We start from the raw sequence: 21,620 nt of genomic DNA on the forward strand, positions 1-21,620 counted from the left end.
TTTGCGGGTGTGGGCTGCGGGTGGGTGGGGGGGCGGCGGGGGGGGGGGGGGGGGGGGCCCCCCCCCCCCCCCCCCCCCCCCCCCCCCCCCCGCGTCCGGTCCCTACGGGGTGGGCGCCGCCGTCGCCGCCTGCGGGCGGATCGGGAGGCGGTTGACCGGGCGGCCGGTCGCCGCGCGGACCGCCGAGGCCACCGCGGCGGGCGAGGTGACGACCGGGACCGCGCTCGCGGCCTTGGCGCCGAAGGGGGCCACCACGTCGCGTTCCTCGACCAGCTTCACGATGCGGATGTCCGGGGCGTCCAGGGAGGTCGGGAGCGCGTAGCCGGTGAGGTCGGGGTGCCGGACCAGGCCGCGCGCGGTGCGCAGGTTCTCCGTGAGGGCCGCGCCGACGCCCTGGGTGACGCCCGCCTCGATCCGGGTGGCGAGCTGCGCCGGGTTGAGGACGCGGCCGACGTCCTGGGCGACGGCCATCTCCACGACCCGCACGGAGCCGAGTTCCACGTCCACGTCCACGACCGCCCGGATCGCGCAGAAGGCGATGCCCACGAAGGCGTCGCCCTGGCCCGCGTCGTCCAGGGGCTCGGTGGGGTGGGGGCGGCACTGGGCGGTGGCCCACAGCTCCTTGCCGTCGAGCGCCTCGGTGACCGTCGTGGACAGCACGCCGTCGTACGAGGTGATCTTGCCGTCGGCGATCTGGAGCAGCTCCGTCGACATGCCGAACTTGTGGGCGAGGGGCTGGAGGAGCTGTGTGCGGACCATCTTCGCGGCCCGTTCGACGGCCCCGCCCGACACCCAGGTGTGCCGGCCGTGGGCGGCCGGGCCGGCGGGCGGCTGGTCGGTGTCCACGGGGGCGACGTGGACCTCCTCGACGCCCAGGGTCTCCTGCACGATCTGCCGGGCGAGCGTCGAGAAGCCCGAACCGGTGTCCACGGCCGAGCAGATGACCGTGGCCACGCCGTCCATGACGCGCACGGTCGCCGTGGAGACCTCGTCGGTGCCCTCCGCGCCGAGCATGTGGACCATGCCGAGCGCGTAGCCCACGCCCCGCCGCACCGCGCCGGGTTCGCCCGCGCCCTCGGGGCCGCCGGGCAGCAGCCACTCGCCCTCCGGGATGTCCTTGGGCAGCGGGGGCAGCGGGAAGTCCCGTACGGCGGTGAGCAGTTCGGCCACCGGGGCCGGGCAGGTCACCGTCTGGCCGGTGGGCAGGATGTCGCCGGTCGCCATGACGTTCCGCAGGCGCAGCTCGGCCGGGTCCACGCCCAGCTTCGCGGCCAGCTTGTCCATCTGCGCCTCGTACGCCGCGCACACCTGCATCGCGCCCTCGCCCCGCACGTGCCCGGAGGGCGGGTTGTTCGTGCGGACCGCCCAGCCCTCCACGAAGGCGTGCGGGACGACGTACGGGCCGCAGGCGAAGGCGACGGCCGCCGCGAGCGACTCCGACGAGGAGTCGGCGTACGCGCCCGCGTCGAGCAGGATCTGCGCCTCCACCTTCACCAGGCGCCCCTCCGCGTCCGCGTGGTGCCGGTAGCGCAGCAGGGTGGGGTGGCGGTGGGCGTGGCCGAGGAAGGACTCCTCGCGCGTGGCGGTGAGCTTGACGGGGCAGCCGGTGCGCAGGGCGAGCAGGCCCAGCGGGATCTGGAAGCCCGGGTCCTCGCGGTCGCCGGTGGCGCCGGGGACCCCGGTGACGACCAGCTTGACCTGTTCGGGCGTCAGGCCGAAGCAGGCGGCGGCCAGGTCGCGGTCGGTGTGCGGGTCGGTGGAGGCCGCGTACAGCTCCACGCCGCCGTCGGGGCGGGGCACGGCGAGGCCGGCCTCGGCGCCGATCGGCGCCGGGTCCTGGCGCCCGATCCGGTACAGGCCCTCGACGACGACCTCGCCGGTCGCCTCCGGGTCGCCGAAGCGGAGCGGGATGTGCCGGATCAGGTTCCCGTCGGGGTGCAGCGGTCCGGCCTCGAACGCCTTCTCCGGGTCGGTGACCGGTTCGAGGACCTCGTACTCGACGCCGATCGCGGCGGCGGCGAGCCGGGCCGTGTCGGGGTGGTCCGCGGCGACGGCCGCGATGGCCTCGCCGTGGTGCCGGACCAGGTCGGAGGCGAAGACGGGCCGGTCGGCGACCCGGCGCCCGTAGGTGGCCGCGCCGGGCACGTCGGCGGCCGTCACCACGGCCCGTACGCCCGGCATGGCGGTCGCGGCACCGGTGTCGATCGAGACGATCCGGGCGTGCGGGTGCGGGGAGCGCAGGATCGCCGCCCAGAGCAGGCCCTCGGCCCACAGGTCGGCGGCGTACGGGAAGGTGCCCTCGGTCTTCGCCCGGGACTCGGCCTGCGGGAGCGAGGTGCCGAGGCCGTGGGCGGCCGGCTCCGGTCCGAGGGGTCCGGGGGTGTCCGGGACCGTGGGAGCGGCGGTGGTCGCGTCGCTGCTCACGCCTTGCCTCCGTCGTGCGGGTGGGGGATCTGGTGCGGGACACGGGCGTCGCCGGCGCCCTCGGAGGCGTGGGCCGCGGCGCTCGCCTCGCGTTCGGCGACGACGTCCCGTACGGCCTGGAGCACGCCCCGGTAGCCGGAGCAGCGGCAGAGGTTGCCGGCGAGCGCCTGGCGGGTCTCCAGGTCGGTGGGGGCGTGGTTGCCCTCCAGGAGGTCGTGCACGGTCATGCACATGCCGGGGATGCAGAAGCCGCACTGGACGGTGCCGCACGTGGCCATGGCCCGCTGCACGTCGGAGGGCTCCCCGTCGACGGCGAGCCCCTCGACCGTCCGGACCTCGCTCCCGGCGGCGGTCGCGGCGGGCACCAGGCAGGAGGCGACGAGGCGGCCGTCGACCTGCACGTTGCAGGCGCCGCACTCGCCCTGCGAGCAGCCGTCCTTGGCCCCGGCGAGCCCCAGGCGCTCGCGCAGGACGTAGAGCAGCGACTCCCCGATCCAGGAACCGGTGACGGGCCGGTCCACGCCGTTGACCCGCAGGGTGTACGAGGTGTGGGGGTGCTCGTCGCTGTCGGTGGAGGCGTGGGTCCCCGGCGCGGCGGGGGGCACCGCGGGGACGTCCGCGTCCGGGAGCTCCGTGTCGAGGACGGTCTCCGCGCGGGGGGCCTCTTCCGCGCCGGGGACGGTCTCCGCGCCGGGAACGGCGTCCACGGGGGGAACGGCGTCCGCGCCGGGAGCGACGTCCGCGGGGGGAACGGCGTCCGCGCCGGGAACGGCCTCCGCCGGGGGGACGGCCCCGGGGGCGGGCTCCGTGCCGAGCCCCTGGCCGGGGACGGTCTCCGCGCGGAGACCGGCGTCGGTTCCAGGGGCGTCCGGGCCGCCGTCCGGGGCCGCGCCGTACTCCTCCGCCGGGCCCGCGCCCTCGCCGGCGGGCTCCGGGCTCCCGTCCGCCCGCGCGTCCCCGGACGCCGGGCCGGAGGCGTCGTCCGGGGCGGACGGCGGTTCCTCCGGGAGCGCCCAGGGGGCGGGGGCGCCGCCCGGCAGGGTCGCCGGGGCGCCGTCGTACGAGGGGGGCGCGACGGGCGCGCCGGGCGGCACCGGGGCGGCGAACCCGCCCTGCTCCTCCGCCTCCTCGGCGGGGAAGTCCCAGTGGTCCGCGGCGTCCGGTCCCGGGACGGGCTCCGCCGTCGCCGCCGTCCCCGCCTCCTCGGTGAAGCGCCACTCGGCCGTCGCGTGCGGGTCCCCGTCCCCGTCCCCGTATCCGGGCCCGTCCCCGTACCCGGGCCCGTCGGGGCGTCCGACCTGCTCGAAGTACTCGAAGCCCCGGTCCTGCTCCTGCCCGAAGTCCCGGTCCCGGTCCTGCCCGAAGGGCTCCGGCGGCTCGAAGGACCGGGGCTCCTCGAAGCCGTGGGGCTCCTGCCCCCGCTCCCGCCCGAAGTACGGGTCCCGGTCCGTCTCCGCCGGCGGGTGCGCCGTCCAGCCGCCCGTGGCCGCCGGGTCGGTCGCCGGGGCCGGGGCGAGCGGCTGGAGGGGGGTGATCATCGGCGGCACGTAGTCGTGGCCGGGTGCCTCCAGGGGCACGCCGTCCAGCATGAAGTCGGGCGGCAGCTGCACGAAGGCGGTCGCGTCGCCGTCGTACCCCTCGCTCTGCGGGATCGGCTCCCAGCCGCCCTGGTTGCCGTGCTGTTCGTCGTTGCTCACGCGAGTGCCCTCCCCAGTGCCCGTCGGGCGAGTGCGGCGACGGTGCGCCGCAGGTGCAGTACGGCGGGGGGCAGTTGCCCGCCCCCCTGCGGGTCCGGGACGCAGGCGGCGGCGACGTACTCGCCGAACGCCGCCAGCGCCTCCGGCGCGAGCCCCCGGTCGTTGTCCCAGTCCACGAGGGAGGCGATCCAGCGCTCGGCCTCCAGCGGGCGCAGCGGCATCGGCGCGACGGCGCCGACGGCGCAGCGCACCCCGCGCCGGGCCGGGTCGAGGACGACGGCCACGGAGGCGGTGGCGCGGGCCGGGCCGGTGCGGCCGGTGGCCTTGACGAAGACCTGGGGGGCGTGGAGCAGCGGCACCCGGACGAAGCCCACGAGTTCGCCGGGGGCGAGCAGGTCGCGTCCGGCGAGCAGGTGGGAGACGGGGATCTCGCGGTTGCCCAGCGGCCCGAGGACGACGAGGTCGGCCTCCAGGGCGGCGAGGACGGGCAGCGAGTCGCCGGTGGGCGCGGCGGTGACGACGTTGCCGCCGAGGGTGCCCGCGTTGCGGATCTGGGGCGGTCCGGCGGCGCGGGCGGCGGCGGCGAGGGCCGGGATGAGCGCGGCGAAGTCGGGGCGGCCCATCCGGGCGTGGGTGAGGCCCGCGCCGAGGAGGGCGTGGCCGTCCTGGTACTGCCAGCCCCGGATCTCGTTGATGCGGCCCAGGCCGACGAGTCCGGCGGGCCGGAGACGGCCCTTGTTGACGGCGGCCATCAGGTCGGTGCCGCCCGCGACGGGAACGGCGTCCGGCCTGGCCGTGAGGGCCGCCACGGCCTCGTCGAGCGAGGCGGGCAGCGTCACGGACTGCGCCGTCTGTGGTGCGTGCGTGGTCAACCCGCTGCCCCTTCCCGGTGTCCCGGCGGTCCCCGACTGTCGCCCGGCCGTCGCGCCTGCGTGTGGGCGTACCGTACGTGCTCACGGGCCGGACGTGGCAACTCTGGCACATCTTCGGAGCGGTCCGGCGCGAGGGTCCACGAAGGACTGTTCTGTCCGGAACATCCTGGTAAAGAAGGCGACTTCCGTTTCGTCGCTCCCGGAGGGCGGGGACCGCCCTTCCCCGCGGCCGGGGGCGGTCCCCGCCGCGGCGCCCCCGCCGGGGGAAGCACCGCTCCCGGGTGACGGGGCGTCCGGGGGGCCTCACACGTTCGGGGGCATCCCCTCCAGGGGCCTGCCGAGGACTCCGGGCCGCCGCTGGTGGGGCAGGGGCCCGGCGGGCGGCCGGTAGTCGACGCCGAGGGCGTCCAGGCGCCGGTAGTGGGTCTCCATGCGGCGCTCGAAGCCGGCGTAGTCGCGCTCCCCCGGGGCGGGGAGCGCGGACCAGGCGACCTCGGCGAAGGCCGCGAGGCGGGGGAAGACCTGGTAGTCGACGCGGGAACGGTTCTCCATGACCTCGGTCCAGACGTTGGCCTGGGTCCCCAGGACGTGGGCGGCGGCCTCCTCGGAGAGGCCCGGCGGGACGGGCTCGAAGCGGTAGACGTCCTCCAGGGTGCGGACGTACCCGATGGGCATCGGCTCGTCCTCGCCCGGCGCCTGCCGGTGGTCCAGGTACACGTGCTGCTCGGGGCACATGACGACGTCGTGACCGGCCTCGGCGGCGGCGATCCCGCCCCCGTACCCGCGCCAGGAGGAGACGGCCGCCCCCTCGGCGAGACCGCCCTCCAGGATCTCGTCCCAGCCGATCAGGCGCCGGCCCCGGGCGGCGAGCCAGCGGTCGAAGTGGCGGACGAACCAGGACTGCAGCCCGTCCTCGTCGGCGAGGCCGAGTTCCCTCATGCGGTCCTGGGCGGCCGGGGACGCCTTCCACTGGTCCTTGGGGCACTCGTCGCCGCCGACGTGCACGAAGGGGGACGGGAAGAGTTCCAGGACCTCCTCGAAGACGCCCTCGTAGAAGCGGAGGACGGCTTCCGTGGGGGCGAGGACGTTCGGGCTGACGCCCCAGGTGTCCCAGACGCCGAGGGCGGCGGTGTCGACGACGTCGGTGTTGCCGAGTTCCGGGTACGCGGCGACGGCGGCCTGCGAGTGGCCGGGCAGGTCGATCTCGGGGACGACGGTGACGTGCCGCCCGGCGGCGTACGCGACGATCTCGCGGATGTCGTCCCGGGTGTAGAACCCGCCGTGCGGGGTGTCGTTCCACAGGGGGGAGGCCCGGTGGCCCCACTTGGTGCGGGCCCGCCAGGAGCCGACCTCCGTGAGCCTCGGGTGGCGCCGGATCTCGACGCGCCAGCCCTGGTCGTCGGTGAGGTGGAGGTGGAGGACGTTGAGCTTGTGGGCGGCGAGGAGGTCGATCAGGCGCAGGACGTCGTCCTTGGGCACGAAGTGCCGGGCGACGTCGAGCATGAGGCCGCGCCAGCCGAAGCGGGGCCGGTCCCCGACCGTGGTGCGCGGGAGGCGCCACGCGCCGCCGGTCACGGGCGCCCTGCGGTACGCGGCGGGGCCGAGGAGCTGGCGGAGGGTCTGGACGCCCCAGAACACCCCGGCGGGGCCCCCGCCCTCGACGAGGACGGCCGCTCCGGGGTCCTCGGTGGTCAGGCGGTACCCCTCGGGGCCGTGCTCCCGCGCCACCTGCTCGCTGATCCGGAGGCGCACGGCGCGCTCGCCCGTCCCGTCGGGGAACGGCAGCCCGGTGGCGGCGCCCAGGGCGGCCCGCAGCCAGCGGGCGGTGCCCCCGGTGCCGGGCCCGGCGTCGAGGACGGTCCGCCCGTCGAGCGTGACGTGCCCCGGGGCGCCCCCCGGGCGTCCGGCCGACAGGGGCGCGGGGATCAGGTCCGTGGAATCGGTCATCGCGTCAGTCCTTCACCGCCCCGCCCAGTCCCGAGACCAGGCGGCGCTGTACGAGTACGAAGAAGACGAGCACCGGGAGGGTCATCACGGTCGAGCCGGCCATGATGCCTCCCCAGTCGTTCTCGTCGGGCTTGAAGAAGACGAGCAGGGCCATGGGCAGGGTCGACTGCGAGGTGTCGCTGATGAGGAACGACTTCGCGAGGAGGAAGTCGTTCCAGGTGGAGATGAACGAGAAGACGCTGGTGGCGACCAGGCCGGGGAAGACCAGCGGGAAGAGGATCTGCCACAGGAAGCGCGTGCGGCTCGCGCCGTCGACCCGCGCCTGTTCCTCCAGGGCCTCCGGGACGGCCCCGATGAAGCCGCGCAGCATCCAGATCGCGAAGGGCAGGGAGAACGCGATGTGCGGCAGGATCAGCGAGCCGAGGGTGTTGAGCTGCCCGAAGTCCCGCATGAGGAAGAACATCGGGATGGTCAGCGCCTCGACGGGCACCATCTGGGCGACCAGGAACATGATCAGGAGCGTCGTCCGGAACCGGAACCGGAACCGGGTGACGGCGGTCGCCGCGAGGAAGGCGACGACCGCGGAGACGAGGACGACCGTGACGGCGACGACCAGCGAGTTGAGGAAGTAGCGGCCGAACTCCTGCTGCCCGAAGACGCGCCGGAAGGAGTCCAGGGACGGCGAGAGCGTCCACGGGCGCGGGGTCGTGGACTGGATCTCGCCGGCCGGCTTGAGGGCCGAGAGGACCATCCAGTACAGCGGGAAGGCGACGACGGCGGCGACGAGGAGGGTGACGGCCTCGGCGGCGAGGCGTCCGGGGCGCCGGACGCCCCGTGCCCGGAGGGTGCTCACAGTTCTTCTCCCCGGCGTCGGAGCAGGCGCAGGTGGACGAGCGTCACGGCCAGCAGGATCAGCAGCATGACGACGCCGATCGCCGAGCCCAGGCTGTACTGGGACGAGGCGAAGGCCTTCTGGTAGGCGTACACGTTGAGGACGAGGTTCTGGCCGGCGATGCCGCCGCCGTTCGTCATCACGTAGATCTGGGTGAACAGCTTGAAGTCCCAGATGACCGACTGGATCGTGACGACGGCCAGGACGGGCCGGAGCATCGGCGCCGTGACCGAGCGCCAGGTCCGCCACTGCGAGGCGCCGTCGAGGGCGGCGGCCTCCAGGACCTCGGCCGGGACGGCCCTGATGCCCGCGTAGACGGTGACCGTCACGAACGGGAAGGAACACCAGACGACTTCGAGGAGGACGAGGGCGAAGGCGCTGTACCGCCCGTACGTCCAGGAGAAGTCGCCGAGTCCGAGGAGCCGGTTGACGGGACCGAAGTCGGGGTCGAAGAGGAAGACCCAGACCGTGGAGCCGGTGACGGCGGGGGTGGCCCAGGCGCCGAGTGCGGCCGTCATCAGGACGAGCCGCGGCAGGGCGCGCACGCGCGTGAGGAGGACGGCGAGGGCGCAGCCGACGGCGAGCGTGGTGACGACGCAGGCGGCGGCGAACACGACGGTGGCGAGGAGGACCTGCCGGAACTGGGGGTCGGAGAAGAGCGCCGTGTAGTTCCCGAACCCCTGGAACGAGGTGGGTTCGCCGCCGCTGACCTGGGCCTGGGTGTACTCCAGGAAGGAGATCAGGCCCAGCTGGTAGACGGGGTAGACGAGGAGGGCGCCGAGGACGACGAGGGCGGGCAGCAGGTACAGCCAGGGCGTCCAGGCGCCGGGGCGCCGGGGCCCGCGGCCCCGGGGCGCGGGACTCGCGGCCGGAGGCCCCGCGGCCGCTCCGGGCCGCTTCGCGACGGGCGGGGTGAGCCGGGTCGTCATGCGGGTCAGCCCGCCGACGCGAAGGCCGCGTCCATCTTCTTCGCGGCGTCGTCCGCCGCCGCCTTGACGTCCTTACGGCCGCTGACGATCTCCTGGAACATCGTGGGCAGCACGAGCGAGGCGTCGATCCGGCCCCAGCCGGGGGACGCCGGGACGAACTTCGTGCCGGCGGCGAGGGTGTCGGTGAAGGGCTTCACGAAGGGCTGCCGCCGGGCCGCGGCGGCGCGCACGTCGGTGTACGTGGGCAGGAAGCCCATCGCGTCGAAGAGCCGGCCCTGGGTCTCCTTGCCGGCGAGGGACTTGAGGAGGTCGACGGCGAGGGTGCGGTGCGAGGTGCTCCCGAGGACGCCGATGTTGTTGCCGCCGGCGAAGGCGGGGGCGATCGAGCCGGGGGTGGTGCCGGGCAGCGGCACGACGGCGTACTTGCCCTTCACGGTGCCCGCCTCGACGGCCGCGTGGCTGAAGTCGCCGCCGATGGCCATGCCCGCCTTGCCGGAGGCGAAGGCGGTGACGGTGGCGTTGCCGCCCATCTGGGCGCACTTGGCGGCCGGGCAGTTGTCGTCGCCGAAGAGCGAGGCGTACGTGGCGATGCCCTCGAGGGCGTCCGGGCTGTTGACGGCGGCCTTGTACGAGTCTCCTCGCTCGGTGGCGAGTTCGCCGCCGGCGGCCCAGACGAAGGGCATGGCGCCGTAGGTGTAGGCGCCGCCGACGGCGATGCCGTACAGCTCGGGCCTGGCCTTGCGGATCTTCTTGGCCGTCCCGACCAGTTCGGCCAGGGTCCTGGGAGCCGTGAGGCCCAGGTCCTGGAAGACGTCGGTGCGGTAGTAGAGGGCGCGGACGCCGACGAAGAACGGGGCGCCGTAGACCTTGCCGCCGACGGTGACGGACCGGCGGGCGGTGGGATCGGTGTCCTCGGCCTCGTCCCAGGCCGCGAACTCGGCGCTGATGTCGGCGAGGCCGCCGTCCCGGACGTATCCGGCGGTGTCGGTGTTGCCGTACTCGATGAGGTCGGGGGCCGACTCCGGGTCGTTGAAGGCGGCCTTGACGCGCTGGGCGCGGGCCTCGACGGGGATGTACTCGATCTCGACCCTCGCGCCCCCGTTGCGCCGCTCGAAGGCGGTGACGGCCTGCCGGACGGCCTGCTCCTTGGGCTTGTTGCCCACCTCCTGGAAGAGCCAGACGCGCAGGGTGCCGCTCTTCTCGTCCGTCGCGGCCTTCCCGTCGGTGATTCGGGGCGCGCAGGCGGTGGCGGTGAGGCCGGCCAGCAGGAGCGCGGCGGCCGTGGCGGTGATGGGGGTCCCCCCTGCTCGGGCGAGGCCGAGGACTCGGGGGAGGGCGGAAAGCTTCATGGCGGGTCCCCTCCGGATGCGTGCGTTGCAACATGCGCAATGCGCGTTTCGTTCTGCACAACACGCGTGAGGTTAGGCGGGCCCCGGGCGGGCCGACAAGAGGTCTCGACCACTTCGACCACTCCGTGACCCGGGAAAGCACCCCGTGCAACGGGGGCGGGCTCCGGGAAACCAGGGGGCGCGCCCGGGAGCACCGGCGGGACGCGCTCCGGGAGGCGGGAAACGGAACGGCCCCCGCCGTGCGTGCCTGAGCACGCACGGCGGGGGCCGTCACCGGACCTTCCCGTCGCCGGGGACCGGTCTACTTGTCCTTGCCGCCCTTGTCCTTGTCGCCGCCGGCGCCCATGGAGTCGTAGATCTCCTTGCACATCGGACAGACCGGGTACTTCTTGGGGTCGCGCCCCGGCACCCAGACCTTTCCGCAGAGCGCCACGACGGGCGTGCCGTCGAGCGCGCTCGCCATGATCTTGTCCTTCTGGACGTAATGGGCGTAGCGCTCGTGGTCGCCGTCACCGTGGGACACCTGCGGCGTCGGCTCGACGAGGGTCCCCGTACCTGCCCCGCGCTCGGGCTCGAGAGTGCTCATAACCGCCAAGGGTACTGAAAGACCGGCCCTCAGTTGAGGGTCGGGTCGTCCGGGTACGTCGCGATCATCGCGAGGTCGCCGCGCTGCCGTCGCAGCACCTGCCGCCAGAGCGTCCCGGGCTCCGGCGAGGAGACGTCGCCGGGCTCCGACTCGACCACGTACCAGGCCCCGTCGTCCACCTCGGACTCCAGCTGGCCGGGGCCCCAGCCCGCGTACCCGGCGAAGATCCGCAGCGAGCCGAGCGCCGGTCCCAGCAGCTCGGGCGGGGTCTCCAGGTCGACGAGGCCGATCGCCCCGTGCACCCGGCGCCAGCCGAGCGGGCCCTCGTCGCCGGGGATCACGGCGAGGCCGAGGGCCGCGTCGAGGGAGACGGGACCGCCCTGGAAGACGACGCCCGGCTCGCCGGCGAGGTCCGCCCAGGGGGCGAGGACGTCGCCGACGGCCACCGGCGTCGGCCGGTTGAGGACCACGCCGAGCGAACCCTCGTCGTCGTGGTCGAGCAGCAGGACCACCGCGCGGTCGAAGTTCGGGTCCGCGAGGGCGGGGGTGGCCACGAGCAGCCGTCCTGTGAGCGAGGACACCTCGGTCATGGGAGACATGATCCCGCATCTCCGGGGTTCGCGGGACGCGTCGGACGCGCGAACGCGGGAAGGCGGGAAACCGCCGCAGTTCAGAGGGGAGGGGAGCGGGCGGACGGACGGGCCCGCCGGAAGAACCGGACGGTGACACTCCGCAAGATCGCGCGAACAGAGGGTGTTGTGCCGAATTCATTACGCGCGGCAGGCCCCCCGGCCCACCCGAAAGGGGTCTCACGGCCCCTTACTCTTTTCACTGGCCACCCGTCGGACCCACTTTCGGAACGCGAGATTCATGACCGGCACAGACAGCCATGACGTACTGCTTGTCCACGGCGGCACCCCGCTGGAGGGCGAGATCCGCGTCCGGGGCGCGAAGAACCTCGTGCCCAAGGCGATGGTCGCCGCCCTGCTCGGCAGCGGCCCCAGCCGCCTGCGCAACGTGCCCGACATCCGTGACGTCCGGGTGGTCCGCGGCCTGCTCCAGCTGCACGGGGTGACGGTCCGTCCGGGCGAGGAGCCCGGCGAACTCGTCCTCGACCCGACGCACGTCGAGTCCGCGAACGTCGCCGACATCGACGCCCACGCCGGCTCGTCCCGCATCCCCATCCTCTTCTGCGGCCCGCTGCTGCACCGCCTCGGCCACGCCTTCATCCCGGGCCTGGGCGGCTGCGACATCGGCGGCCGGCCCATCGACTTCCACTTCGACGTGCTGCGGCAGTTCGGCGCCACCATCGAGAAGCGGGCGGACGGGCAGTACCTGGAGGCCCCGCAGCGCCTGCGCGGCTGCAAGATCCGCCTGCCGTACCCCTCGGTCGGCTCGACCGAGCAGGTGCTGCTCACGGCGGTGCTCGCGGAGGGCGTCACCGAGCTGTCGAACGCGGCGGTGGAGCCCGAGATCGAGGACCTGATCTGCGTCCTGCAGAAGATGGGCGCGATCATCTCCATGGACACCGACCGGACGATCCGGATCACCGGTGTCGACCGGCTCGACGGCTACACCCACCGGGCGCTCCCGGACCGCCTGGAGGCGGCCTCCTGGGCGTCGGCGGCGCTGGCCACCGGGGGCAACATCTACGTGCGCGGCGCCCAGCAGCGCTCGATGATGACCTTCCTCAACACGTACCGGAAGGTCGGCGGCGCCTTCGAGATCGACGACGACGGCATCCGCTTCTGGCACCCGGGCGGCTCGCTCAACGCGATCGCCCTGGAGACGGACGTGCACCCCGGCTTCCAGACCGACTGGCAGCAGCCGCTGGTCGTGGCCCTGACGCAGGCCTCCGGCCTGTCCATCGTGCACGAGACGGTGTACGAGTCGCGGCTGGGCTTCACCTCCGCGCTGAACCAGATGGGCGCGCACATCCAGCTGTACCGCGAGTGCCTGGGCGGCTCCGACTGCCGCTTCGGCCAGCGGAACTTCCTGCACTCGGCGGTCGTGTCGGGCCCGACCCGGCTCCAGGGCGCCGATCTGGTCATCCCCGACCTGCGCGGCGGCTTCTCGTACCTGATCGCGGCGCTCGCGGCCCAGGGGACCTCCCGGGTCCACGGCATCGAGCTGATCAACCGCGGCTACGAGAACTTCATGGAGAAGCTGATCGAGCTGGGCGCCAAGGTCGAGCTGCCGGGCAGCGCGCTGGTCTAGGACGTGCACCGGGGCCCGTCCCGTACGGCTCTCCACGCGTGGAGGCGTACGGGACGGGCCCTCTCGCGCGTCCGGGCCCGTTCCGCGCGCGTCCGGAGCCCCGTGCCGCGCCCGCGCGCGTACGGCGGCTCCCGTGCCCGCACGGAGCCGTACGGGTGGTTCCGGCCGCTCCGGCGGTTCTGACGGGCGAACGAAAGGGCGGCCACCCCCTGGAGGGGTGGCCGCCCTTTCAGCGCCTACAGGCCGCCTTACTTGCCCTTGGCGGCTTCCTTGAGCTTCGAGCCCGCGGAGACCTTCACGCTGTAACCGGCCGGGATGTCGATCGGGTCGCCGGTCTGCGGGTTACGAGCGGTGCGAGCGGCACGGTGGGTGCGCTCGAAGGTCAGGAAGCCGGGGATGGTGACCTTCTCGTCGCCCTTGGCGACGACCTCACCGACGGTCTCGGCGAGAGCGGCCAGCACGGCGTCGGCGTCCTTGCGGGTCACCTCGGCGCGGTCGGCCAGGGCGGCCACCAGCTCACTGCGGTTCATGTTGTTACTCCCGTGTTCTTCTTGCCTGTGAGGCGTGCCACGCGGCGGAAGCCGCGCGTTGGGTACAGCGAAGCCGATGCTGCCAGGGCTCTCGGACAGTCCCCGGACCCGGGTCACATGGACAGACCCTCGCGCCCAAAGACGCATCCTGCCCCCACCAGCGGCGGGAACGCCAATCCGGCACCCCCTCGGATCGCACGGAAAACACCGGGAACCCGTGGTGGTGACGTTCTGTCGACCCCGCGGAAACCGAGCGGAGCCGAAAAGCAACCCTAAAGGCGGGTTTACGCCACCGCGAATCGCGACGCGCCGTCAGCGCTCGGCCGGAACCGTGCCCGCGGCGGCCGTCTTCGCCGCCGTGCGGACCGCGCCCGCGACCGCGCCCGCGACCTTGTCGTTGAAGACCGACGGGATGATGTAGTTCGGGTTCAGCTCGTCCTCGGTGACCACGTCGGCGAGGGCCTCGGCCGCCGCCAGCATCATCTCCGTGTTGACCGTACGGGACTGGGCGTCGAGCAGGCCGCGGAAGACACCCGGGAAGACCAGGACGTTGTTGATCTGGTTGGGGAAGTCGGAGCGGCCGGTGGCGACCACGGCGGCGGTCTGCCGGGCGACGGCCGGGTCGACCTCCGGGTCGGGGTTCGCGAGCGCGAACACGATGGCGCCGTCCGCCATGGCGGCGACGTCCTCCGCGCCCAGCAGGTTCGGGGCCGAGACGCCGATGAAGACGTCCGCGCCGACGACGGCCTCCTTGAGGGTGCCGGTGACGCCCTCGGGGTTGGTGTTGTCGGCGATCCAGCGCAGCGGCGAGCCGGCCGGGGCGGCGACCAGGTCCTCGCGGCCCGCGTGGACGACGCCGTGGATGTCGGCGACGACGGCGTGCTTGACGCCCGCGGCCAGGAGGAGCTTCAGGATGGCCGTGCCGGCCGCGCCGGCGCCGGACATGACGACCCGGACGTCGCCGGCGCTCTTGCCCACCACGCGCAGGGCGTTGGTGAGGGCGGCGAGGACGACGATGGCCGTGCCGTGCTGGTCGTCGTGGAAGACGGGGATGTCCAGGGCCTCGCGCAGCCGGGCCTCGATCTCGAAGCAGCGCGGCGCGGAGATGTCCTCCAGGTTGATGCCCGCGAAGCCGGGGGCGATGGCTTTGACGATCGCGACGATCTCGTCCGTGTCCTGCGTGTCGAGGCAGATCGGCCAGGCGTCGATGCCGGCGAAGCGCTTGAAGAGGGCCGCCTTGCCCTCCATGACCGGCAGGGAGGCCATGGGGCCGATGTTGCCGAGGCCGAGGACGGCGGAGCCGTCGGTCACGACCGCGACGGAGTTGCGCTTGATGGTGAGGCGGCGGGCGTCCTCGGGGTTCTCGGCGATCGCCATGCACACCCGGGCCACGCCGGGGGTGTAGATCATGGAGAGGTCGTCACGGTTGCGGATGGGGTGCTTGGACGCCATCTCGATCTTGCCGCCGAGGTGCATCAGGAACGTGCGGTCGGAGACCTTGCCGAGGACGACGCCCTCGATGCCCCGCAGCTGCTCCACGATCAGGTCCGCGTGGGCGGTGGAGGTCGCGGCGATGGTGACGTCGATCCGGAGCTTCTCGTGGCCGGAGGCGGTCACGTCGAGGCCGGTGACGGAACCGCCGGACGACTCCACCGCCGTGGTGAGCTGGGAGACCGCGGTCCCGCTCGCGGGAACCTCCAGCCGGACCGTCATCGAGTACGAGACGCTGGGCGCCGTTGCCATGGCCGAGTTCCTCTGCTTTCCCTGAGCTTCATTGCTACGTCCGCCCCGGCTGGTTGCCCGGCGGCGCCCTCCGATGGTCGCACCTACCTGCCGGTAGCAGGTAATGCGGTCATTTTGTTTTCGGAAAACATTTTCCACCATACGAGAAGTGGCCGGGAAACAGAAGAGGCCCTCGTCACCGGGGTGACGAGGGCCTCGGCTTCGTAACCGTGTACGAAGCGTTCACGCGTTGAGTGGCACCGACCCGCCATGCTCGCCTCGCGGCAAGTGGTCCCTCTGAGGGACGAAGGTTGGGCCCGGGGGCTTGGATCGAGCCGGTGCCACATCCAGGCTAACAAACCACTCGGGCAAGTGATTCCAGCGCCACAGGTTGACTTGAAATCGCCCGCACCGGGGCCCGGGCGCGGCGGACCGCGCCGCCCGCCGGAGACGCCCCGGGACCCCGCCGCCCCCGGGAGGAGCGGCGGCCCGGTCCGGCACCCCGGCGGGCACGGCGGCCCGGTTCAGTCCCGCAGCAGGTCCGGCACCCCCGCCGCGTCCGGCAGGTCACCGGCCGCCGCGACCACCGTGAGCTGCTGCGTCGCCCGGGTCAGGGCCACGTACAGCACCCGCAGACCCGCCGGGGACTCGTCCGCGATCTCCGCCGGCGAGACGACGACCGTCGCGTCGTACTCCAGGCCCTTCGCCTCCAGGGAGCCGAGCGCCACCACCCGGTCGCCCAGCTCCGCGAGCCAGCGGGCGGCCTCCTCGCGCCGCTTCATGGCGACGACGACACCGACCGTTCCGTCCACCTGATCGAGAAGCCGTCGCGCCTCGAAACGTACCGTTTCGGCCAGATCCGCCGTCCCGGCCCCCTCCTGGACCGCGACGAAACGGGGCTCGACCCCCGTGGAACGGACCGCGCGCGGCGACTCCATGCCCGGCATGGCGAGGGCCAGCACCCGGGCGGCCAGCTCGGCGATCTCCGCCGGGTTGCGGTAGTTCACGGTCAGCTCGAAACGGCGGCGCGGCCGGGAACCCAGCGCCTCGTCCCGGGCCGCCGCCGCCTCGTCCGGGTCGGACCAGGAGGACTGCGCCGGGTCCCCGACCACCGTCCAGGTGGCGTGCCGGCCGCGCCGCCCGACCATCCGCCACTGCATGGGCGTGAGGTCCTGGGCCTCGTCCACGATCACGTGGGCGTACTCGGTGCGCTCCGCAGCGAGCCGCTCGGCCCGCTCGCGCTGGGTTTCCTCCCGTACCGGCATCAGCTCCTCCAGACCCGTGAGCTGGTCCAGCGGGTCGTACTCCCGGCGCTTCCTCGGCCGGGCCGGAGCGCCGAGCAGGGTGTTCAGCTCGTCCAGGAGGGCCACGTCGTGGACGGACAGCTCCGGACGGCGCAGGGAACGGGCGAGCCGCCGCACCTCGCCCTGGTTGAGGACGCCGCGCGCCCAGCGGCCGAGCCGCCGCTCGTCGGCCATCGCGTCGAGGACCCGCCGGGGGGTGAGCTCGGGCCACCAGGCGGCGAGGAAGGAGAGGAAGGAGTCCTCGGTGGAGACGTCCTCGTCGAAGGACGAGCGCAGCTCGGCGGCGAGCTCGGGGTCGCTGTGCCGGCCGGCCGCGCCGGACTTGGCGTACAGCGCGTCGAGGAGCAGCCGGCGGGCGCGCGGGCGGAGCAGGTTGACCGGGGCGGTGCCGCCGAGGACGTTGTGGCGGATGCGCCGCAGCTCCTCGGCCTCCAGCTCCAGGCGGCGCCCGAAGGCGACCACGCGCAGGCGCGTGGGCGTGCCGGCGGCCGCTCCGTCCCCGTCCCGCTCCTCCCCGTCCCTCCCGGGCCGCGTCCTGGGCGCCGGGGTCTCCAGGGCGCCCCTGGCCGCCTTGCGGAGCACCGCGAGCATGCGGGAGGAACCCTTGATCCGGGCGACGGCCGGGTCGTCGTACGCGGTGGCCTCGGCGCCGTCGACCAGCGAGCCGACCGCGCGGATCGCGACCTGGCCCTCCTCGCCGAGGGACGGCAGGACGCCCTCGGTGTACGAGACGAGGAGCGGGGTCGGGGAGACGATCAGGATGCCGCCCGCGTACCGCCGCCGGTCCTGGTAGAGCAGGTACGCGGCCCGGTGCAGGGCCACGGCCGTCTTGCCGGTGCCGGGACCGCCCTCCACGTACGTCACGGAGGCGGCGGGCGCCCGGATGACGAGGTCCTGCTCGGCCTGGATGGAGGCGACGATGTCCCGCATGGTGTGGCCGCGGGCCTGCCCGAGGGCGGCCATCAGGGCGCCGTCGCCGATCACCGGCAGCTCCTGCCCGTCGAGGGCGGCCCTCAGCTCCGGGCGCATGAGGTCGTCCTCGACGCCGAGGACCCGGCGGCCCTTGGAGCGGATGACCCGGCGGCGCACCACCCGGCCGGGGTCGACCGGCGTGGAGCGGTAGAAGGGCGCGGCGGCGGGAGCGCGCCAGTCGATGACGAGCGGCGCGTAGTCGGAGTCCAGGACGCCGATGCGGCCGATGTGGAGCGTCTCGCCGATGTCGGCGGTGTTGTCCGGGCGCACCGCGTCGTCGGCGGGCTCCACGGAGGTGTAGGCCCCGTCGGGACCCTTCTTCCCGTCCTTCCCGTCCAGCAGGTCGATCCTGCCGAAGAGGAAGTCCTCGAACTCGTTGTTGAGCCGGTTGAGGTGGATACCGGCGCGGAAGACCTGGGCGTCGCGCTCGGCGAGGGCGCCGGGCGTGCCGACCTGGCCGCGCTGGGCGGCGTCGTTCATCAGGAACTCCGCCTCGTGGATCTTCTCCTCCAGCCGTCGGTAGACCCGGTCAAGATGTTCCTGCTCGACACCGATCTCACGGTCCCTGACCGTGTCCACGGCTTCCTGCGCGGCCACCTAAGGCCCCCTTCTCACGTGCACTGGGCAGCCGTCGAGCGTACGCCACCGGAGACCCCGTGTCAGGCCGGGTCTCCCGGAACGGGGACGCCGGGCGGCGGGTCGTCGTGCAGCAGCCGCTGGAAGAGGTGGTGGTCGCGCCACTCCCCGTCGATGTGGAGGTAGCGCGGCGCGGTCCCGACACGGGTGAAACCGCCCTTGGCCAGGACCCGTTGGGAGGCGTGGTTGTCGAGGAGCGTGGAAGCCTCGACCCGGTGCAGCCCGAGCTCCTCGCGGGCGGCCCGGCAGGCCTCCTCCAGGAGGGCGGTGGCGAGGCCCCGCCCGGCGTGGTCCGGGTCGACCCAGTAGCCGAGGGAGGCGCTGCACAAGGGCCCGAGGACGATCCCGGAGAGCGTGGCGACGCCCACGATCTCGTCGCCGTCGAGGGCGAACCACCGCGCCCCGCCGTCCGCGATCCGCTCGGCCTGCCCCTCGGTCGTGTAGTACCGCTCGGGCCGGTACGGCTCCCAGGGCTTCATGTACGTCCGGTTCCGCGTCACCGCCCGGGCGAGGGCGGGGGCGTCGGCGGGGGTGGCGGGCCGGATGCGGGGTCCTTCGGTGGTCATCCGCGTACGGTAACGGGCCCCGCCGCCCCGGGGCCCGGCCGCCCCGGGCCCCGCCGTCCCCGGGCGCGCCACCCCCGCCGTTCCCGTCTCCGCCGGCCCCCGGGTCCGGCGGCCGGGCCTCAGCGCCGGGCCAGGGCCAGCACGCTCAGGCCGAACATCAGGACCCCCAGCGGAAGGTGGACCGACGGGACGTGCGCGATGCCGAGCACGACCTGGGCGGAGGCGAGGAGGAGGAAGCCGGACGCGTCCCGGACGGGACGGAGGGAGCCGCCGCCCGGCTTCCACGCCAGCACCGCCGCGAGCAGGTACAGCATCGTCGCCCCGTACGTCACGCGGGCCCCCACTCCGTGCAGCGTCTCTCCGTAGGACGAGGTCAGGAGCAGCCCGGCGGAGACGGCCTGGACGAAGACGGTCAGGGTCTGCAGGGCGATCGCGCATCGCAGGAACGAGAAGCCGCGCCGCGCCGCCGTCTGGATGGCCATGTGCCGGTCCCTCCGTTCTGCCCGGGGGCAGTGGGTCGATAAGGTCTCGCGGGTCCGACGACACGGGCCCGCGAAAGGTAAGGCGAGGGGGCGGACGGAAGCGTGGGAGCGGACGGGAACGAGGAGACGGCCGGGGGCGCGGGGGCCGTCGACGGCGGCGGAACGGCCGGAGGGGCGGAGACCGCCGGAAGGACGGAGGCCCCCGGAAGGACGGAAGCCGCCGGAGGGGCCGGTGCCGACGGCGTGGTGGCCGGCGAGCGGCGGCGGTTGCTGAACGTCGCCTACCGGCTGCTCGGTTCGCCGGCCGAGGCCGAGGACGCCGTGCAGGAGGCCTACGCGCGCTGGTACGCGCTGCCGCCGGGCCGGCGGGAGGAGATCCTGTCCCCCGGCGCCTGGCTGACGACGGTGACCGGCCGCGTCTGCCTGGACGTGCTCGGCTCGGCGCGGGCCCGGCGCGAGCGCTACGTCGGCATGTGGCTGCCCGAACCGCTGCCCGACCGCGCCGAGTGGGGCCGCGGCCCCGGGACCGCCCCCGCCGGTCCTCCCGACCCCGCCGACCAGCTGGTCCTGGACGAGTCGGTGTCCATGGCCTTCCTCGTGGTCCTGGAGACGATGACGCCAGCCGAGCGGGTGGCGTTCGTCCTGCACGACGTCTTCCGCTACCCCTTCGCCGAGATCGCCGGCGTCCTCGACCGGTCCCCCGCGGCCTGCAAGCAGCTGGCGTCCTCCGCCCGGCGGCGGGCGGGCGCGGCGCCCGCCCCCGTGGCGGCCGGACAGGCAGGGCTGGTGCGGCGCGTGAGGGAGGCGTGGGAGAACAAGGACGTCGCGGCCCTCGTGGCCCTCCTCGACCCGGCCGCCGTGATGACCGCCGACGGCGGCGGTCTGGCCGGTTCCGCCCCGCACCCGGTCGAGGGCGGCGCGCGCATCGCCCGGTACATGGCGGGCATCGCCGACCTGGCCCCGGGGCTCCGGCTCCTGGAACGGTCGGTCAACGGCGCGCCGGGGCTGGTGGCCCTGCGGGACGGGGCCGTCGTGACCGTGGCCTCGTTCGGCGTCGCCGACGGCCGCGTCTCCCGGATCTGGGTGGTCCGCAACCCGGAGAAGCTGCGGTCGTGGACGGAGGGCGGCCGGGCCCCGTCCGGCGGTACGGGGACAGGGGCGGGGACGGGCCTCCGGAGGCCGTAGGGGCCGTAGGGGCCGTAGGGGCCGTAAGAGTCCCGAGGAGCCCCCCGGGTTCCCGCCCCGCTCGTCCTACCCCCCGCTCGCCCCTCCCGCCCCGCTCGCCCCGCCCGTCCTACACGTCGTACTTGTCCCGCGCCGCCGGGTCCAGGGCCAGCCGGTAGCCGCGCTTGACCACGGTCTGGATCAGTCTCGGGGTGCCGAGGGAGGCCCGGAGGCGGGCCATCGCCGTCTCCACGGCGTGTTCGTCGCGCCCGGCGCCCGGCAGGGCGCGGAGGAGGTCCGCCCGGGAGACGACCCAGCCGGGGCGCCGGGCGAGGAGTCCCAGGAGGGCCATCCCGGCGGGCGGGACCGGGTGCAGCGCCCCGTCCACCAGGACCGCGTGGCCCCGGATCTCCAGGCGGTGGCCCGCGACCGGGAGGACCCGGGCGCGGGCGGGCAGCTCGGTGCAGAGGACCTGGACGAGGGGGCCGAGCCGGAAGCGTTCGGGCTGGTACGTGCCGATGCCCTCCGCCTGGAGCGGCAGCGCGGTCACCGGCCCCACGCACACCGCGAGCACGCCGTGCCGCAGCGCCGCGACGAGTTCCTCCCGCACTCCCCGCTCCCCTGCCCGGGCGAGCAGCGAGGCGGCGGCCGGGGCGCTGGTGAAGGTCACCGCGTCCAGGCTTCCGCCGAGGACCGCGTCGAGCAGCCGGTCCAGGGGGGCGGGGTCCTCCGGCGGCATCCAGCGGTAGACGGGGACGCCGACGACCTCCGCCCCGCCCGCCGTCAGCGCCTCCACGAAGCCCGGCAGCGGCTCCCCGTGCAGCTGGAGCGCGATCCGGCGGCCGGCGACCCCCTCGGCGAGGAGCCGGTCCAGGACCTCGGCCATGGACTCCGAGGACGGCGACCAGGACTCGCTGAGCCCGGCGGCCCGTACGGCCCCCTTGACCTTCGGCCCCCGGGCGAGGAGTTCGACGTCCCGCAGGACGGCGAGCAGTTCCTCCCCGTGCCCCCAGCCCTCGGCGGCCTCGATCCATCCCCGGAAGCCGATCGCCGTGGTGGCGACCACGACGTCGGGGGCGCGGGCCACGAGTTCCCTGGTCGCGGCGAGGAGTTCGGTGTCGTCGGCGAGGGGCACGATCCGCAGGGCGGGGCCGTGGACGACGGTGGCACCGCGCCGGCGGAGCAGCGTGATGAGTTCGTCCGCGCGCCGTGCCGCGGTGACGCCGACGGTGAAGCCCGCGAGGGGGCCGGCGAGGGGGCCGTGTTCTTGCTCGTCCATGGGTCCTGAGCCTGACGGGAGCGCGTGACGGACGCGGTTCGTCCGTATTTCC

At 74.3% G+C, this 21,620-nt stretch carries 17 protein-coding genes; 2 read left to right on the top strand and 15 right to left on the bottom strand.

Annotated elements, in window-relative coordinates:
- Positions 1–102: 102 nt before the first annotated feature.
- The 9 genes from ACZ3IL_RS08945 to ACZ3IL_RS08985 form a co-directional block, all read right to left on the bottom strand.
- Positions 103–2,424: a xanthine dehydrogenase family protein molybdopterin-binding subunit gene (locus ACZ3IL_RS08945; RefSeq protein WP_467388079.1), complete on the bottom strand. Its 2,322-nt coding sequence runs from the start codon at positions 2,422–2,424 to the stop codon at positions 103–105.
- Positions 2,421–4,121, bottom strand: coding sequence for a (2Fe-2S)-binding protein (locus tag ACZ3IL_RS08950; RefSeq protein ID WP_467388081.1), 1,701 nt, complete (start codon positions 4,119–4,121; stop codon positions 2,421–2,423). Before ACZ3IL_RS08950 ends, ACZ3IL_RS08945 begins: the two co-directional genes overlap by 4 nt.
- A complete protein-coding gene (locus tag ACZ3IL_RS08955) occupies positions 4,118–4,993 on the bottom strand; it encodes an FAD binding domain-containing protein (protein ID WP_467388082.1) in 876 nt (291 codons plus the stop codon). The genes ACZ3IL_RS08950 and ACZ3IL_RS08955 overlap by 4 nt, the downstream gene beginning before the upstream one ends.
- 303 nt (positions 4,994–5,296) lie before the next feature.
- Positions 5,297–6,940, bottom strand: coding sequence for a beta-N-acetylhexosaminidase (locus ACZ3IL_RS08960; RefSeq protein ID WP_467388084.1), 1,644 nt, complete (start codon positions 6,938–6,940; stop codon positions 5,297–5,299).
- A 4-nt stretch (positions 6,941–6,944) separates the two neighbouring features.
- Positions 6,945–7,793 (bottom strand): carbohydrate ABC transporter permease, encoded by an 849-nt coding sequence (locus ACZ3IL_RS08965; protein ID WP_467388086.1) that lies wholly within the window; start codon positions 7,791–7,793, stop codon positions 6,945–6,947.
- Positions 7,790–8,761 (bottom strand): carbohydrate ABC transporter permease, encoded by a 972-nt coding sequence (locus ACZ3IL_RS08970; protein WP_467388088.1) that lies wholly within the window; start codon positions 8,759–8,761, stop codon positions 7,790–7,792. Before ACZ3IL_RS08970 ends, ACZ3IL_RS08965 begins: the two co-directional genes overlap by 4 nt.
- A 5-nt stretch (positions 8,762–8,766) precedes the next feature.
- Positions 8,767–10,110 (bottom strand): extracellular solute-binding protein, encoded by a 1,344-nt coding sequence (locus ACZ3IL_RS08975; protein WP_467388090.1) that lies wholly within the window; start codon positions 10,108–10,110, stop codon positions 8,767–8,769.
- 301 nt (positions 10,111–10,411) lie between these two features.
- Positions 10,412–10,696, bottom strand: coding sequence for a DUF3039 domain-containing protein (locus ACZ3IL_RS08980; RefSeq protein WP_056558193.1), 285 nt, complete (start codon positions 10,694–10,696; stop codon positions 10,412–10,414).
- Positions 10,697–10,725: 29 nt separating this feature from the next.
- A complete protein-coding gene (locus ACZ3IL_RS08985; protein ID WP_467388092.1) occupies positions 10,726–11,286 on the bottom strand; it encodes a YqgE/AlgH family protein in 561 nt (186 codons plus the stop codon).
- 280 nt (positions 11,287–11,566) lie between these two features.
- Here ACZ3IL_RS08985 and murA point away from each other — a divergent pair, with 280 nt between their 5' ends.
- Entirely contained in the window at positions 11,567–12,913 is a 1,347-nt protein-coding gene (gene murA / locus ACZ3IL_RS08990; RefSeq protein WP_388690499.1) for a UDP-N-acetylglucosamine 1-carboxyvinyltransferase, read from the top strand.
- 248 nt (positions 12,914–13,161) lie between these two features.
- Here the strand turns inward: murA and ACZ3IL_RS08995 are convergent, their stop codons facing one another.
- The 5 genes from ACZ3IL_RS08995 to ACZ3IL_RS09015 form a co-directional block, all read right to left on the bottom strand.
- Positions 13,162–13,443, bottom strand: a complete 282-nt coding sequence (locus ACZ3IL_RS08995) for an HU family DNA-binding protein (RefSeq protein WP_015033921.1) — start codon at positions 13,441–13,443, stop codon at positions 13,162–13,164.
- Positions 13,444–13,755: 312 nt separating this feature from the next.
- Positions 13,756–15,186, bottom strand: coding sequence for an NAD-dependent malic enzyme (locus ACZ3IL_RS09000; protein ID WP_467388095.1), 1,431 nt, complete (start codon positions 15,184–15,186; stop codon positions 13,756–13,758).
- A gap of 503 nt (positions 15,187–15,689) precedes the next feature.
- Positions 15,690–18,038, bottom strand: a complete 2,349-nt coding sequence (locus ACZ3IL_RS09005; RefSeq protein WP_467388097.1) for a HelD family protein — start codon at positions 18,036–18,038, stop codon at positions 15,690–15,692.
- A 62-nt stretch (positions 18,039–18,100) separates the two neighbouring features.
- Positions 18,101–18,643: a GNAT family N-acetyltransferase gene (locus ACZ3IL_RS09010; protein WP_467388099.1), complete on the bottom strand. Its 543-nt coding sequence runs from the start codon at positions 18,641–18,643 to the stop codon at positions 18,101–18,103.
- Positions 18,644–18,762: 119 nt separating this feature from the next.
- Positions 18,763–19,125: a hypothetical protein gene (locus ACZ3IL_RS09015; RefSeq protein ID WP_467388101.1), complete on the bottom strand. Its 363-nt coding sequence runs from the start codon at positions 19,123–19,125 to the stop codon at positions 18,763–18,765.
- 243 nt (positions 19,126–19,368) lie between these two features.
- On the opposite strand from ACZ3IL_RS09015, the gene sigJ reads away from it, so the two are divergent.
- Positions 19,369–20,310 carry an RNA polymerase sigma factor SigJ gene (gene sigJ, locus ACZ3IL_RS09020; RefSeq protein ID WP_467388230.1) on the top strand — a complete coding sequence of 314 codons (942 nt, stop codon included), beginning with the start codon at positions 19,369–19,371 and terminating at the stop codon, positions 20,308–20,310.
- Positions 20,311–20,419: 109 nt separating this feature from the next.
- Here the strand turns inward: sigJ and ACZ3IL_RS09025 are convergent, their stop codons facing one another.
- Positions 20,420–21,568: a uroporphyrinogen-III synthase gene (locus ACZ3IL_RS09025; protein WP_467388103.1), complete on the bottom strand. Its 1,149-nt coding sequence runs from the start codon at positions 21,566–21,568 to the stop codon at positions 20,420–20,422.
- Positions 21,569–21,620: the final 52 nt, after the last annotated feature.

The sequence above is a fragment of the Streptomyces sp. NPDC014907 genome, assembly GCF_055562975.1.